Annotated in this window: 13 protein-coding genes and 1 pseudogene; 2 read left to right on the forward strand and 12 right to left on the reverse strand. The window is 65.7% G+C overall.

Annotation, left to right across the window (positions count from 1 at the left end):
• Positions 1-13: 13 nt before the first annotated feature.
• From ACT2FV_RS09120 to ACT2FV_RS09160, 9 genes are all read right to left on the reverse strand, one after another.
• On the reverse strand, positions 14-349 hold the full coding sequence (locus tag ACT2FV_RS09120) for a Rieske (2Fe-2S) protein (protein WP_444503701.1): 336 nt from the start codon (positions 347-349) through the stop codon (positions 14-16).
• A 3-nt stretch (positions 350-352) separates the two neighbouring features.
• Positions 353-664, reverse strand: coding sequence for a YciI family protein (locus tag ACT2FV_RS09125; RefSeq protein ID WP_059504020.1), 312 nt, complete (start codon positions 662-664; stop codon positions 353-355).
• A 5-nt stretch (positions 665-669) separates the two neighbouring features.
• Positions 670-1,545, reverse strand: a complete 876-nt coding sequence (locus ACT2FV_RS09130; RefSeq protein ID WP_444503702.1) for an intradiol ring-cleavage dioxygenase — start codon at positions 1,543-1,545, stop codon at positions 670-672.
• A gap of 28 nt (positions 1,546-1,573) precedes the next feature.
• A complete protein-coding gene (locus ACT2FV_RS09135; RefSeq protein ID WP_059601017.1) occupies positions 1,574-2,641 on the reverse strand; it encodes a maleylacetate reductase in 1,068 nt (355 codons plus the stop codon).
• Between the two features lie 7 nt (positions 2,642-2,648).
• On the reverse strand, positions 2,649-4,115 hold the full coding sequence (locus tag ACT2FV_RS09140) for an aldehyde dehydrogenase family protein (protein WP_444503703.1): 1,467 nt from the start codon (positions 4,113-4,115) through the stop codon (positions 2,649-2,651).
• A 32-nt stretch (positions 4,116-4,147) separates the two neighbouring features.
• Positions 4,148-5,167, reverse strand: coding sequence for a hydroxyquinol 1,2-dioxygenase (locus ACT2FV_RS09145; protein ID WP_444503704.1), 1,020 nt, complete (start codon positions 5,165-5,167; stop codon positions 4,148-4,150).
• A gap of 41 nt (positions 5,168-5,208) precedes the next feature.
• Positions 5,209-5,703: a hydroxyquinol 1,2-dioxygenase gene (locus ACT2FV_RS09150; protein ID WP_444503705.1), complete on the reverse strand. Its 495-nt coding sequence runs from the start codon at positions 5,701-5,703 to the stop codon at positions 5,209-5,211.
• Between the two features lie 114 nt (positions 5,704-5,817).
• Complete coding sequence (locus tag ACT2FV_RS09155; RefSeq protein WP_059601009.1) at positions 5,818-6,747, reverse strand: LysR family transcriptional regulator; 930 nt, start codon at positions 6,745-6,747, stop codon at positions 5,818-5,820.
• A 137-nt stretch (positions 6,748-6,884) separates the two neighbouring features.
• Entirely contained in the window at positions 6,885-8,135 is a 1,251-nt protein-coding gene (locus ACT2FV_RS09160) for an MFS transporter (protein ID WP_444503706.1), read from the reverse strand.
• Between the two features lie 504 nt (positions 8,136-8,639).
• Between ACT2FV_RS09160 and ACT2FV_RS09165 the strand changes: the two genes are divergently transcribed.
• Both ACT2FV_RS09165 and ACT2FV_RS09170 read left to right on the forward strand, forming a co-directional pair.
• The gene (locus tag ACT2FV_RS09165; RefSeq protein ID WP_444503707.1) at positions 8,640-10,124 is read left to right on the forward strand and encodes an aminotransferase class V-fold PLP-dependent enzyme; all 1,485 of its coding nucleotides are present in this window, start codon (positions 8,640-8,642) and stop codon (positions 10,122-10,124) included.
• Between the two features lie 567 nt (positions 10,125-10,691).
• Positions 10,692-12,224: an amino acid permease gene (locus ACT2FV_RS09170; RefSeq protein WP_124906190.1), complete on the forward strand. Its 1,533-nt coding sequence runs from the start codon at positions 10,692-10,694 to the stop codon at positions 12,222-12,224.
• Between the two features lie 122 nt (positions 12,225-12,346).
• Here ACT2FV_RS09170 and glyA read toward each other — a convergent pair whose 3' ends face one another.
• The 3 genes and pseudogenes from glyA to ACT2FV_RS09185 all read right to left on the reverse strand — a co-directional run bounded on the left by glyA (position 12,347) and on the right by ACT2FV_RS09185 (position 15,975).
• On the reverse strand, positions 12,347-13,594 hold the full coding sequence (gene glyA, locus ACT2FV_RS09175) for a serine hydroxymethyltransferase (RefSeq protein WP_108064651.1): 1,248 nt from the start codon (positions 13,592-13,594) through the stop codon (positions 12,347-12,349).
• 320 nt (positions 13,595-13,914) lie between these two features.
• Positions 13,915-14,694, reverse strand: coding sequence for an SDR family NAD(P)-dependent oxidoreductase (locus ACT2FV_RS09180; RefSeq protein ID WP_444503708.1), 780 nt, complete (start codon positions 14,692-14,694; stop codon positions 13,915-13,917).
• A 33-nt stretch (positions 14,695-14,727) separates the two neighbouring features.
• Positions 14,728-15,975: pseudogene (locus ACT2FV_RS09185) on the reverse strand (D-arabinono-1,4-lactone oxidase).
• Positions 15,976-16,055 lie beyond the last annotated feature (80 nt).

Below are 16,055 nucleotides of genomic sequence, written 5' to 3' on the forward strand. Positions count from 1 at the left end.
CCGACCTTCCGGATCAAGCGCCCCGACAGATCACCCACGCCGCCGAATCCACCTCGACAGCCACGGCTTCCAGCCCGGCACCCGAACACGGTCCGTCGATACACACGCCATCGTCGAACCTGAACAGCGCGCTGTGATGCGCACACATCAGCACCTGGGATCGGTAACAGGAAACGTTGCCCGGCACGAAGTCGAGCGGAACCGAGAAATGTGGGCAACGGTTCACGTAAGCCCACACCTGTTCTCCACGCCGCACGACGATGACAGGACGCCCGATGCACGCTTCGTCGACGACCCGTGCCCCGCCATCCGGCACATCGGAAAAGCGGCAGAGTTGCGCACCACCCATGACTCACGCTCTCCGCTCGGGATTGCCAAGGCTCCAGTCCCACGGTCGAACCTCCACCCGCGAGAACAGCCCTTCTTTCACGTACGGATCGTTGCCGACGAACTGCATCACCGCATCGATGTCGTCCGCCTCGACGACGAGCAGCGTGCCGTTCATCGCATCGCCCTGCGGATCGAGCGTCGGCCCGCCGAGCCGCACATACACGCCGTGCTGCGCGGCGGCGCGAAGATAGGTCCGATGCGTGGACCGCACGCGGTCGCGCACTTCGCGCATCCCGGGCTGGTCCGTCGCAAACACTGCAAAGAATCGCGCCATGTTGGTCAGTTCCGGTCGAGCACGAAGTCGTACGTCGCTTCGCGGTATGCGCCGCTCAATCCGACCCGGCGCGCGAGTTCATCGCCCGCCGCACGCGGACGATAGGCAACCATCAGCGACGGCTTCACGCCGAAGACGGCATCCGAGTTCAGATACGCGTCCTCCTCGTCGAACAGATGCGTGACGAGCTTGCGGTAGCCGGGCGCGTCGATCATGAAGTGCAGATGCGCGGGCCGCCACGGATGACGGCCGGTGGCATCGAGCATCTTCCCGACCGGGCCGTCGGTCGGAATCGGGTAGCTGACCGGCAGAATCGTCGTGATCGCATAACGGCCTTCGGCATCGGTCCGGTAGCGGCCGCGCAGATTGCCGTGCGGCTGCGCCTTGTCCTGCCCGGAATACATGCCGTTCTCCGCGGTCTGCCACACGTCGAGCACGGCGTCGCGCACCGGCGCGCCGTCGGTGTTGCGCACGCGGCCATGCACGACGACGGGCGTGCCGGGCGTGAACGCCATGTTCTCGCCATACGCGCGCTCGGGCATGCCTTCTATGTAGAACGGGCCGAATACGGTCGTTTCCGTCGCGCCGGTGGCGAAGCGATGATTGATCGCATCGACCAGCATCGACACGCCCAGCGTGTCCGACAGCAGGATGAATTCCTGGCGCACGACGTCGTCGCACATCTGCCCGGTTTCGGTCATGAAGCGAATCGCGGCCATCCACTCGGCCTCGGTCAGCTCCGTCTCGCGCACGAACGCGTGCAGATGCCGCACGAGGCTCTGCATCAGCACGCGCAAGCGCGGGTTCGACGTACCGTCGAAGCTGGCGACGACCTGCTCGGTCAGCCGCGTATCGCCGTCATCATGATGGTCATTCGTCACGTTCGTCTCCTGTGATGCAGCCGGCCGCTCAATGCGGCTCGCGCCCTTCCCACGCATGCTGAAGCAATTCGCGAATCGGCGCACGTTCGATCGGCCGCGGGTTCGCATACGGATTCCGGCACGCGAGGTCGGCGGCTTCGTCGAGGCCCGCTTCCGGCATCCCGATGTCTGCAAGCGCCGCCGACAGGCCCAGTTGCCGATTCAACCGGAACAACAGCGGGCCGGCGTCGGCCGCGTCGGTGCCGCCCAGCGCCCGCGCGACACGGCGCAGCGCGTCGGGCGCCGCGGCATGGTTGTAGTGGGCGGTATGCGGCAACATCGCGGCGTGCGTCTGCGCATGCGGCAGGTTGAAGGTGCCGCCGAGCGTATGACACAGCTTGTGGTGCAACGCCATGCCGACCGCGCCGAGACACGTGCCGGCGAGCCAAGCGCCATACAACGCGCGGCTGCGCATCTCGCGGTCGTCGGGCGCGCGAACGATCGCGGGCAGTGCCTCTCCGAGCGCACGGATCGACTCCTCGGCCATCAGGCTGATCACCGGGTTCGCATCTTCCGCGTAGAGCGCTTCGACCGCGTGCGCCATCGCATTGACGCCCGACGCCGCCGAAATCCCCGGCGGCAGCGACAGCGTCAGGGACGGATCATAGAGCACCGTCCGCGGCAGCACGCGCGGATCGCGCCCGGTGCGCTTCAGCCGGCCTTCCGTGAGCCCGAAGATCGGCGTCATCTCCGAGCCCGCGTAAGTCGTCGGCACGGCGAGGATCGGCAGCGACGACTCGAGCGCGATCGCCTTGCCGAGCCCGATCGTCGAGCCGCCGCCAATCGCGATGCAGCAGTCCGCGCCCAGTTCGGCGGCCATCTCGCGTGCGGCACGCGCGACTTCGACCGGCACGTGCATCACGGCCTGCGCGCATACGCCGGCCGCGCGCTCGCCGAGCACGCCCCTGACCCGTTCGGCGAGCGGCTGCTGTTCCGGCGTCGACAGAATCAGCGCCCGCTGCGCGCCGAGCGCGGACAACTCGTCCGGCAACCGTTCGAGCGCGCCCCATTCGAACACGACGCGGGACGGCGTTCCCTGATAGACGAAGCGCTCCATCCCGGCCTCAACGCTTGAAGTGCGGCGGCACCTTGCCGTCGACGTTGACCCACACCGAGCGCGCTTCCGTGTAGTCGTGCATCGCCTCGAAGCCCATCTCGCGGCCGTAGCCCGACTTGCCGACACCGCCGAACGGGCTGCCCGGATTGACGCGCTTGTAGCAGTTGATCCAGCACATGCCCGCGTCGATCTGCGACGCCATCTTGTGTGCGCGGGAAAGATCGTTGGTCCACAGGCCGCTGCCGAGCCCGTATTCGGTTGCGTTGGCGATCGACAGCGCTTCCTCGTCGGTGCCGAAGCGCAGCACGGTGACGAACGGGCCGAACACTTCCTCCTGCGCGACGCGATCGGTGGCATGCTTCGCTTCGATGACGGTCGGGCGCACGTAGTAGCCGTTGGCGAGTGCGGCATCCTGCGGCGCACTGCCGCCCGCGAGCACGTGGCCGCCCTGCTCGCGCGCGACGTCGACGAACGACAGCACGCGATCGAGGTGCTGCTTCGACGTCAGCGGGCCCATCTCGGTGTCCGGGTCCAGCGGGTTGCCGACGCGGATCGACGAAGCCAGCGACACGAAGCGCTCGAGGAATTCGTCGGCGATGCGCTCATGCAACACGAGGCGCGAACCCGCGATGCACGCCTGCCCCTGGTTGTGGAAGATCGCCCACGCGGCGCCGTTGATGGCGGCATCGAGGTTCGCATCGTCGAAGACGATGTTCGCGCCCTTGCCGCCCAGTTCCAGCTGCACGCGCTTCAGGTTGCCCTGCGAGGCGTCGACGATCCGGCGGCCCGTTGCCGTCGAACCGGTGAACGCGATCTTCCCGACCCCGGGGTGCTCGGCGAGCCGCTGGCCGGCCGTATGACCGTAGCCGGGGACGATATTGACGACACCTGCGGGGAACCCGACTTCGGCCATCAGTTCGACGATGCGCAGCGTCGACAGCGGCGTGATCTCCGATGGCTTGAGCACGACCGTGTTGCCTGCCGCCAGCGCCGGCCCCATCTTCCAGCTCGTGAACATCAGCGGGAAATTCCACGGCACGATCTGGCCGACGACGCCGACCGGCGCGCGCTGCACATAGTTCAGGAAGCCGGTTTCGACGGGAATCACCGAGCCCTGCAGCTTGTCGGCCATGCCGCCGAAGTAGCGGAAGCAGGCTGCCGTGCGCGGCACGTCGAGCGCGCGCGAATCGCGGATCGGGTGGCCGGTGTCCAGCGATTCCAGCTGCGCGAGTTCCTCGGCGTTGGCTTCGATCGCGTCGGCGAGGCGCAGCAGCAACCGGCCGCGCTCGGCCGCCGCCATGGCCGACCACGCCGGGAACGCCCGGGTCGCGGCTTCGACCGCCAGATCCACGTCCACCGCGGTGGCGGCGGCGATCTTCGTGATCAGCGAGCCGTCGTGCGGATTGAGCACGTCGATCGTGCCGCGCTCGACGGCGTCAACGAAGCGGCCGTCGATGAAGAGTTGGGTTTGCATGAATCGTCCTCGATTTTTTGCTGAAGTGCGGCTTAAAACTCGATCGGATACGGCGCCAGCTCGCCGCTCTCGTATCGCTGCGGCAGGTCCGGCGTCGCGTTTTCCCAGACCAGCAGCATCGAGCGCTTCGTCGAATAGCCCTGGTGGCGGATGTCGGCGGGCATCGCGCAGATGTCGCCGGCCCGCATCGTGATGCGCGCGCGCGGCGCGCCGGTGTTCTTGTCGCCGATGTCCCATACGATTTCGTCGGACAACTGAAGGAACCATTCGACGCGGTCGTTGCCGTGGAACACCGGCAGGATGAATTCCTCGGTGGTCGGGCAGAACAGGCTGCGCCCGCACACGGACGTGACCGACGGATTCCACGTCACGTCCGAACGCGACAGGTACTTGAACAGGTTGAACGCGTGCAGTTCGCCTTCGAAGCCCGGCTTCACGTGCACTTCAGGCTCGTCCTGGCCGACGTCGAGGAACGCGCGGTTGACCGGCAGATCGTCGCGCAGCGGCGAGTCGCCTTCGAGGCCCGGCATGCGGCGCGTCGCGATGCGCGTGCGTTCGATCGCCGCGCCGTTCTCGCCGTGCTTGCGGCCGAATGCCGTGCCGGTTTCCTCGGGTGCGGCGAACGGATCGAAGCCTTCGTTGGTCCAGTCGTGCAGCATGGCCTTGAAGGTCGCCATGATCGTCGGTGTTTCGAACGTCTCGGTGTAGTCGACGCCGGCTTCCTTCAGGATCCCGTTGAACGTGCCCGCATAGACGTCGACCTTGCCGTAGTGATTGCGCGTGCCGAACACGTGATCGAAGTTCACCCAGCCGTAGAAGAAACCCCATGCGACGTCACGCATCATCGCGCGCAGGAACGCGTCCGCGGGCATCGCATGCGTGCGCGTGCGGCCTTTCGCAGGCCAGCTGATTTTCACGAAGTACTCGTCGCGCTGGAACGCGAACTCGCCGAGCCGGAAGCGGCGGTAACCGGTGACGGCATCGGGTTCCGTGGCCTGCACCAGATCGGCGGCAAAGCCAGCGGAAAGATCGAGGGTCTCGAGGGTGGCCATAACGTGTCTCCTGGAATGTTTGAATGGGGCAGTCGGATGGATCAGCGCAGGCAGATGTCGGCCCACTTCTCGACGGACAGCTCGCCGAGCACGGTCTGCACGAGCGCGACGCCCGGCTTGCCGGCGGCGAAGCGATACGCGCAGCCGGCCGGCAGCAGTGCCTGATGCCCCTTGCGCAGGACGACGTAGCCCATCTCGCGGCCCGCCGGCTGCGTGCCGGCGCTCACGGTGCCGCGGCCGGTGGTCGGCGGGTTGTCGAGCTTGATGAATTCGATGCGGACTTCGCCATCCATCTGGATCGCGAACTCGTCGTGCGCGCACGCGAACCAAGGCGACTGGCCGTCGGTCCGCAGCACTTCGATCACGTATTCGAGGTTCTTGCCGGCGACGACCTTTTCGTAGGGAGCCGACTTCGATGCGATCTCGAATACGTTCGAGAAGGCGTAGTGTTTTGCGCTGCCGCTGGTGATTTCGATCTCGCCCTTGGTATGGCTGTCGAACGAGCCAAAGACGGTATGGAATGCCGCGTCGGTCATTGCTGTCTCCTGAGTTGAACCGCTTGTTGGATTCAACTCTAGGGGCAAGGGCGCCCCTCAACAAGGCAACGGAGCGCGACTACGGCATTTGCGATTCGCGAATAATCGCTTCGTTCAGCGAACCCAGCCGCGCTCCAGCAGTGGACGGTCCCACGGCGACTCGTCGCCGATGTATTCGACGAGGAATTCGACCAGCGCCTTTACCTTCAACGCCTGTCGCTGCGTTGCGGGATAAACGGCGGCAAAGCTCAGCGGCGCGATCTGGAAATCGGTGAGGATGGGCACCAGCCGGCCCGCGACGAGCGCGTCGCTCGCAACCAGCGTGGGCAGGCAGACGACACCGCCGCCCGTCAGCGCATACTCGCGCAGCAGATGCACGGAGTTCGAGCGGATCATGCCGGGCAACTCCATCTCGACGACCTCGTCGCCGCGCGTCAGGGTCCAGCGGTTGCGCGACGGATAGCCGGAATACAGCGCCGTGGTGTGCTGCAGCAATTCGCGCGGATGTTGTGGCGCACCATGCGCTTCGAGATAGGCCGGCGACGCGCAGAAAAGGCGTCGCACCACGAACAGGCGCCGCTCGATCAGCGACTCGGATATCGGCGGGAAGATCTGGAACGCGATGTCGAACCCTTCTTCGACAGGGTCCACGACACGGTCATTGACGATGATGTCGAGCTGAATGCCCGGGTAGCGGCGATTGAATTCGGCGAGCGGCACGCCGAAGTGATCGAGCGCGAAACCGGGCAGCATCTGGATACGCAGCCGCCCAGTCGGCGTCGCGCGCAGTTCGCGCATCTGGTCGGTCAGCTCGTTGACGCGCCCGACCACCTCGGCGCATTCGCGGTAGAAGGTCTCGCCGACTTCGGACAGGCGCACGTGGCGCGTGCTGCGATGGAACAGCGGCGCGTTGACGAACTTCTCCAGCTGCTGGATGCGGTTCGTCACGACCGAACTGGTGACCCCAAGCTGTCGCGCCGCTTCCGCAAAACTGCTCGCCTCCGCAACCCTGACGAATGCTTCGATGCTCAGAAACCGGTCCATACCGCGCCCTTTCCGAAAGCGAAACCGGCAGTCTAACCGCACCTGCCGGCCGGTTGGGTCATGCCGAACGCGTCACACTGTCACCTGGCGGGTGTCAATCCCGCCGACAGCCTGGCACGAGCATGACCGAGGGTACGTTACGGCTGCTTGCCTGCCGACAGCTCCGGCTGCAAGCCCACGCGACGCTGCAGCACGGCCGGCGCGGTTTCCCGCAGCAGCAAGCTGACCACGATGCCGAGCAGCACTGCCCCCATCGGCAGCCACAGAATATTCTGGATCCCGAAGTGTGCGGCAACGTAGCCGCCCATCGCCGGTGCGATGCCGCCGCCGAAGATCTCGCCGCAACCGACCACCACGCCGATCGACGTCGAAACGAGGCCGACGGGCGCGGCTTCGGTCGCCACGGGGCCCGACAGCAGCGACACCAGCCCGAGCGTGAAGAACGATGCGACGAACAGCACCGCGAACAGCACGAGCGGTTGCGGACCCAGCCCGCGGAACAGGTAGAGCATCACCGCCGTGCCGGCGAAACCGACGATGCTCGCGAGGCGACGGCCCACGAGGTCGGACAGGCCCGGCAGCCCGAACTGCCCGAGAAAGCCGCCGAAGCCGATCGCCGACACCACGAGGCCCATCTTCTGCGTGCCGAGCCCAAGGTAATCCGTCAGGTACAGCGGCAGCAGCGCGCCGAGCACGAACACGCCGGTCATCGCACAGCACAGCGCACCCATCGCGACGAGGATGTTGCGGCTCTTCAGCACATGGCCGAGCGACGCCGGCGCGTGTTCCGACACCACCTCCCTCGCGCGCTTCGGTTCGCGGATCACGAAGAACATGATCGCGCCGAGGATCAGCCCGGGAATCGCCACGAGCGCGAACACCCAGCGCCACGACACGACGTTGAGCAGCTGCGTCGCGATGATCGGCGACAGCGCGAGCCCGAACAGCGCGAAGCCGCTTTGCTGCAGCCCGAGGTTCAGGCCGCGCCGCCGCGGATGCGACGCGTCGGCGGTGGCCGCGAAGCTGGTCGGGCAGAACGAGCCTTCGGCGACGCCCATCAGCCCGCGAATCGCGATCAGGCCGAGCAGCCCGCCCGCGAGCCCCGAGAAGCCCGACAGCAGCGAGAACGCGATGATCGCCGGGATCAGGACCTTGCGGCGGCCGACCTTGTCGGAAACGCCGCCCATCAGCGCCGCGAAGATGCCCCACGACAGGCCGAGCACGCCGATGCAGTTGCCGACGTCCTGCGCGGTCAGGTGCAGGTCCTTCATGATCGAAGGGAACAGCGGCGCGATGAGCCAGCGGTCGAGGCCGACCAGCCCGAAACCGAGCGCCAGCAGCGTCACCGCCTTCCACTCATAGGAGGTATCCCACTCGTTTGCTTTCATGTCCGTCTCCGTGGACCGGTCCGCCTGCACGCGCCGGGGGCGTCCGTGCATGAGCCAGGTCCGTTGTCTTGTGTGTGCGATGCGACGTGCGTCGCGAGGAAGTGGCGGCCGCCTTTCCGGTTGCAGGCGTCGAATTCAATCAGCCGACGCCCGAACGATAGGTGCGCGCACGCAGATCGGGTATGGAACATCCGGCGAACGCGCCATTCGCGAAACGCAAATAATCGGGGCATCGGTGCGGGAGGCGTCAGCCGGAGGCGCGGAACGTGCGGCGGCACGGACGAAACGGCGCGAATGCGTGCGTCACCGGGGGAATCCCTCATGGACATCGGCGGATCGTTGCCGGGTGCCACCAGGAGACAACAGGAGACGATTCCACTTAAATCAACGTCGATGGAATATTTTTCCACGCATCAGCGAAGAGCCAACCCATTTTGGATCCTTTTTCCCCGCTCCTCCTCGTATCATTTCTCCCGTTACGAAAAGAAAGAGCCAGAGAAGGACATGAGCGATACCACCCCGCTGCACTACCTCGACTACGCGGCCACCACCCCCGCGGATCCCCGCGTGATCGAAGCGATGACGGCCTGCCTGGGCGCCGACGGCATCTTCGGCAATCCCGCGTCGAGTTCGCACGCTGCCGGCCGGCTGGCGAAGGAAAAGGTCGAGCACGCACGCGCGCAGGTCGCCGCGCTGATCGGCGCGGATGCCGACGAGATCGTCTGGACGTCGGGCGCCACCGAATCGAACAACCTCGCGCTGAAAGGCTATGCGGAGACCGCGACCGACAAGCGCCACCTGATCACGAGCCGCATCGAACACAAGGCCATCCTCGACACGATGGCGAACCTGTCGAAGCGCGGCATGACCGCGACCTACCTGTCGCCCACCGCCGACGGCGAAATCACCGTCGACGCCGTGGCCGCGGCGATCGGCCCCGACACGGGCCTGGTGTCGCTGATGCTCGTCAACAACGAACTCGGCACGCTGACCGACATCGGCGCGATCTCGCGCATCGTGCATGCGGCCGGCGCGCTGCTGCACGTCGACGCCGCGCAGGCGCTCGGCAAGACACCGATCGACGTGCGCGCGCTCGGCATCGATCTGCTGTCGATGTCCGCGCACAAGGTGTATGGCCCCAAGGGCATCGGCGCGCTGTTCGTCCGCCGCGAGATCGCCGACCTTATCGCGCCGCAGATCCACGGCGGCAGACACGAGCGCGGCCTGCGCTCGGGCACGCTCGCGACGCACCAGATCGTCGGCATGGGCACCGCCTGCGAGCTGGCCGCGGAAAAACTCGAGCGCGAAGCCGTGCGGATCGCGGCGCTCAGCGCACGCCTGAAGGACGCGCTGCTCGCGCTCGGCGGCATCACGCACAACGCGGCGGCGGCACGCCGCATCCCGCACACGTTGAGCCTCACGGTCAACGTGCCGGGCTTCTTCCCGTTCATGCTCGGCGATTCGCTCGCCGTGTCGTCGACCTCCGCGTGCAACTCGACCAGCGGCGCGCCGTCCCACGTGTTGACCGCGATCGGCCTCGACGCCGAAGCCGCGGGCCGCACGGTGCGCATCAGCTTTGGCCGCTTCACGACGGAGCAGGACGTCGATTTCGCGATCGCGTGTTTCGCGCGCGCGCTCGAGCAATGCCGTGACGCGGCGGCGACCGGGTTCACCGCATCGCGACAGATCACGCCGGCGGACCTGAAGGCGATTCGCAACGCAGGCTTTCGCGCGGTGATCTGCAACCGGCCGGACGGCGAAAGCGCCGATCAGCCGGCATTCGAGGAAATCGCCGCCGCCGCGCGCGAACTCGGCCTCGACGCGCGCTATCTGCCGGTCGAACGCGACCGGATCGGCGATGCGGAAGTCGATGCGTTCGGCGCGCTGGTCGATGCGCTGCCGAAGCCGGTGCTCGCGTATTGCCGCAGCGGGAGCCGCGCCGGGATGCTGTGGAATCGCCTGACGGCGCGGCGGACCGCAACGGTCTGAGCGCAACCCGTATGTAACCGGGCATCGCCCGCGTTCGCGCACGAAGCCGACGGCACGGTGCGCGATCGCGCGGGCACGAGCACCGTCACCTGAATGTTCACGCTGAACAGGATCGTGAAGCGTCGCGCGGGCGTCCCGTACCATTCGGTGACCGGGATGAATTCGATACTGCGCCGTTCCGCATCCATCGGCCCGTCTCCTGAAGCCGCATCTTCCGTCAACCCGCTTCGCCACGCGGGTTGACGCCACTCCAGCGGGCGCTTTTTCCCCTGGTATCGAGGTTCGACAAGCGCGGACCATCCGCGATCCGTACGGATTTCTTACAAAACTTCAACCCGGCATGCGATGCCTCCGAACGGTGCATCCGCCCGGAGTTTCAGGTGCATTGCCGAAATCCGATAGCGCCGCGAGATTTGGCTTCATAACGTTCCCGCATCGGACCGGAAAGCGACTCGTCATTCACCCATGACGTCGCGTGCCGCCGACGAATTCCAGGAGCGGGCCGCCGTGCCGGGCCCGGGCAGCGATGACGGTCCTGCCATGCAGGACATTCGTGACGGAGCGAACATGGACGCGAAAATCCAGCCTGACTTGGGCACCGACAGTGACGTAAGCCTTCTCCACAAGATGGGATACGCGCAGGAGCTGTCGAGACGCATGAACGGCTTCTCGAACTTCGCCGTGTCGTTTTCGGTGATCTGCATTCTGTCGGGCGGCATCACGGCGTTTCAGCTGGCGTTTTCCGCGGCCGGCGGCGCATCGATCGGCCTCGGCTGGCCGCTCGGCTCGCTGTTCGCGCTGATCGTGGCGGTATCGATGTCGCAGATCGCGTCCGCGTTTCCGACCGCCGGCGGCCTCTATCACTGGGGCGCCATCCTCGGCGGGAAGAAATGGGGGTGGATGACGGCATGGCTCAACCTGATCGGCCTGATCTTCGTGATCGCAGCGATCAACTTCGGCACCTACGATCCGTTCTTCAAGACGCTGATCGCACCGATGTTCGGCGTCAGTCCGGACAGCCTGACATGGTGGCATCAGACCGCGTTCATCGCGGTCATCACCCTGTCGCAGGCGATCCTGAACGCACGCGGCATCAGGATCGCGAGCAAGATCACCGACCTGTCCGGCTACCTGATCTTCGTCGTGACGATCGCGCTGGTCGTGTCGCTCCTGGTCTACTCACCGGTCGCGTTCGACCTGCATCGGCTCGTCACCTTCACCAATTACACGCACGTCGACGGCAGCGCCTGGCCGAAACAGAGCATGCCGCTCGCGTTCCTGTCCGGCCTGCTGCTGGTGACCTACACGATCACGGGTTTCGACGCATCCGCGCACACGTCGGAAGAAACGCACGACGCGGCGAAGAACGTGCCGCGCGGCATCATCGGCTCGGTGTTCTGGTCCGCGGCGTTCGGCTACGTGATGGTGTGCACGTTCGTGCTGGTCATGCCGGACCTGACCGCCGCGATGAAGCAGGGCACCGGCTTCTTCGAAGCCATCCTCGCGCCGATTCCGAAGACGTTGCGCGTGTGCCTCGAGCTCGCGATGTTCTTCATCAACTACGTGTGCGGGCTCGCCGCGATCATGTCGACCTCGCGCATGATGTATGCGTTCGCGCGCGACGGCGGGCTGCCGGCGTCGAAGCTGCTGCGCAGCGTGAATCACAATCATCGGACGCCCGGGCCCGCGATCTGGACCTGCGCGGTGCTTGCAATCGTCGTCACGCTGTACGGCGACGCGTTCTCGGTGTTGAGCGCGGGCAGTGCCGTGTTCCTGTTCATCTCGTATGCGATGCCGATCGGCTCGGGGATGCTCGCCGAAGGGCGCACGTGGACCGAAATGGGCCCGTTCCGGCTGGGCATCTGGTCGAAGCCGTGCGCGCTGCTCGCGCTGGTGGGCGCCTGCGTGCTCGCGTACGTCGGCATCCAGCCGCCGAACGAGAAGGTGCTCTACGTGCTCGTCGCGTTCGTGGCAGTACTGATGGTCATCTGGTACGGCTTCGGTGTGCGCACGACCTTCGCCGGGCCGCCGATGCTCAAGGACACGCGCAATGACGCGCGCATTCGCGAACTCGAGGCGAATGTCGATCCGAGCGTGTGACGCGACACCGATTCGCGCACAGCACAAAAATCCGGCTCGCGGTTTGCGAGCCGGATTGTTTTACGTCGCGTCGCAGCGAACGAGGTTCAACCGCGTTGGCGGTCGAACCCGATAGCCGCGTCTTAGCCGTAGACCGGGAAACGCTTGGTCAGCTCCGCGACCAGGCCACGAACGCGCTCGATCGTCGCCGCATCTTCCGGCGCTTCCAGCACGTCGGCGATCAGGTTGCCGACCGTCTCCGCTTCCGCCGGGCCGAAGCCGCGCGTCGTCATCGCCGGCGAGCCCAGACGGATCCCGCTCGTCACGAACGGCTTTTCCGGATCGTTCGGGATCGCGTTCTTGTTCACCGTGATGTGTGCCGCGCCCAACGCCGCTTCCGCCGCCTTGCCCGTGATCTTCTTCGCGCGCAGGTCCACCAGCATCACGTGGCTTTCCGTACGGCCCGACACGATCCGCAGCCCGCGCTTGACCAGCGTCTCAGCCAGCACGCGTGCGTTCTCGACCACCTTCTCCTGGTAGGCCTTGAACTCCGGCGACAGCGCTTCCTTGAACGCCACCGCCTTCGCCGCGATCACGTGCATCAGCGGGCCACCCTGGATGCCCGGGAAGATCGCCGAGTTGATCTGCTTCTCGTATTCCGACTTCATCAGGATCACGCCGCCGCGCGGGCCGCGCAGGCTCTTGTGCGTCGTCGTCGTCACGAAGTCCGCGTGCGGCACCGGGTTCGGGTACACGCCCGCCGCGATCAGCCCTGCGTAGTGCGCCATGTCGACCATCAGGTACGCACCGACCGACTTCGCGATCTTCGCCAGACGCTCGAAGTCGATCTTCAGCGCGAATGCCGACGCGCCCGCGACGATCAGCTTCGGCTTGTGTTCGTTCGCCAGTTGCTCGGCTGCGTCGTAGTCGATGTCTTCGTTTTCGTTCAGGCCGTAGCTCACGACGTTGAACCACTTGCCCGACATGTTCACCGGCGAGCCGTGCGTCAGGTGGCCGCCGTGCGCGAGGCTCAGCCCCATGATCGTGTCGCCCGGCTTGAGCATCGCGAAGAACACGCCCTGGTTCGCCTGCGAACCCGAGTTCGGCTGCACGTTCGCCGCTTCCGCGCCGAACAGCTGCTTCACGCGGTCGATCGCCAGCTGCTCGACCACGTCGACGTATTCACAGCCGCCGTAGTAGCGCTTGCCCGGATACCCTTCCGCGTACTTGTTCGTGAGCTGCGAGCCCTGTGCGGCCATCACGGCCGGGCTTGTGTAGTTTTCCGACGCGATCAGCTCGATGTGCTCTTCCTGGCGGCGGTTCTCGTCCTGAATGGCAGTCCAGAGTTCCGGATCGACGTTGGCGACGGTGCTGGTAGTGCGATTGAACATGATGATTGATCAAAAGAAAGTGATGGATTGACCCTGGTATGCCGGACTTGCCCGGACCCGCGAAGCCGAGCGCCGGACCGGCGCTCGATGACGTCATCAACCATGCCGCCCCGCGATGCCGGCTGAACGGTGATTCGGCATTGCCATTCCAACAGACGCAAATTCGTTCAGATAGAAGGATTACGACAATCCGCTAGGACGCATCGCGCGGCGAACCCGCAAAAAAAATCGAAGGCCCGCATCGCTGCGGAACCTTCGACGGGACCTGCCGCTCCTGGAGAATTCGTGCCTGCCCTTCGGCCTCCTGCGAATATCGGGGCCTAAACAGCGGAAAAACAGTTGTCGACGAACAGATGGGTACCGTTGACGAAGCTCGATTCGTCTGACGCCAGGAACAGCGCGGCCGCGGCCACTTCCGACGGCTCGCACAGCCGGCCTTGCTGCACCGCGATAGCCGCTTCGGTCGCGTCCACGCCCATCGCCTGCAGATCCTTGAGCTCGCGCATCCCGTGCGGCGTGCGGATGAACCCGGGCGCCAGCGCGTTGCAGCGGATGCCGCGGTCGCGGTATTCGACTGCGATCGCCCGCGCGAACATGTGGCACGCGCCCTTGGTCGCGTCATACAGCACCTCGCCGGGCGTCGCGCAGACGGCCGAGATCGACGACGTGCAGACGATGCTGCCGCGCCCCTTTTCCAGCATCTGCGGCAGGACCGCCTTCGTCATCAGGAACATGCTCTTCACGTTCACGCCCATCAGCCAGTCCCATTCCGACTCCTCGATGTCGAGGAACGGTTTGACGATCAGCGTGCCCGCGTGATTGAACAGGATGTCCGCATTGCCATATTGCCGGCGCACCGCGTCGACCGCCGCCTGCACCTCCGACTGCTTCGACACGTCGGCGCCGACGCCCAACGCCTGCAAGCCGGCATCGCGCAGCCGCGACGCGAGCGTTTCGGCCGCGTCGCCGTCGCGGTCGATGATCGCCACCTTCGCGCCCTGCGCGGCGAACAGTTCGGACGCGGCGCCGCCGCATCCGCCCGCGCCGCCGCTCACGATGGCGACCTTGCCGGCCAGGCGTCCGTCAATCTTGGCATTCATTCGTCGCTCTCCAGTCTGGTTCGTTCGGACCGCTCAGCTGAACAGCGTCCGAAGATGATCGTTGAGGAAACGGCCTTCCGGGTCCACGCTGCGGCGCAGTTCGCGGAATGCTTCGGCCTTCGGGAACCAGCGATCCACGTCATCGCGGTTCGTGAAGTGCAGCTTGCCCCAGTGCGGACGCGACCCGTAATCGCGCAGGATGTCGTCGACGTCCTTCAGGAACGGCCAGTAGTCGACGCCGTTCGGCCCGCCCGAGCACGAAATGGTTACGCTGTCCTGATTGTTGAACGGGCTGATCCACGCCGGATCGCCCTTCGTGAAGCGGTACTAGACCGGGAAGATGCAGTCGCGATACTTCGTGAGGATCAGGTCGCGCACGCGGCGCAGCGCTTCCTTGCCGTGTTCGGCGGGCACGGCGTATTCGAGTTCGTGGAAGTTCGCGACGTAGTGAATCGCATAGACCTCGGCGCTGTACGCGATCTTCTCGTGCTCGCCTTCGAAGAACGTGCGTTCGTCGGTGATGTCCATCACCTTGATTTCGCACACGTCGTAGTCTTTCTTCGCGTTCGACACCTTCGCGGTGTCGGGCAGGCAGTACAGGTGGCGGCTTTCGGACGTCGGGCACCAGAAGAAACCGAAATGCCGGTGCGTGGCCGCGAGGTCGTCGTACTTTTCCATCAGCGCCTCGAAGTCCTCGCGCCACACGCGGTCGTGCAGCCAGAACGCGTCGGTCACCTGCAGCGTCAGCTCCGACACCACGCCGAACAGGCCGATGTTCACCTGCGTCGCATGCAGCAGGTCGAGGTCCTGCCTGTCGCTCACCTCCATGATCGAGCCGTCGGGACGAACGATCCGCATCCCGACGACCTGCGACGACAGATTGCTCAACGTCACCCCCGTGCCGTGCGTGCCGGTTGCGAGCGCACCGGCAATGGCCTGCGAATCGATGTCGCCCTGGTTGACGAGCGAGAAGCCGATGTCCTTCAGATGCCGCGTCACCGCGTTGATCCGCGTGCCGGCCTTCACCGTGACGCGCTTTCGCTGCTCGTCGACCGCGACGATGCCCTGGTGGTCCTTCAGCGACAGCAACAGGCCGCTCGTCGCGACGACCGGCGTGAACGAATGTCCCGATCCCGAGCATCGGACGTTCTTGCCCTGGCTCGTCGCCGCATGCACCAGCTCGGCGATCTCCGCCTCGCTGGTCGGCGACGCGATGTGCGCGGCAACGCACGACTGATTGCCCACCCAGTTCCGCCAGAATCCGCCACGTGGAAGCTCCATCGACGTCTCTCCAGAAGTGTGCCGCCGGTCCCACGCCGGCAGCCGTGTTCGGTTCGTCCGGCAACGAAGCGGGATGCTCC

It is taken from the genome of Burkholderia sp. PR2 (assembly GCF_052372875.1).
Lineage (GTDB): Bacteria > Pseudomonadota > Gammaproteobacteria > Burkholderiales > Burkholderiaceae > Burkholderia > Burkholderia diffusa.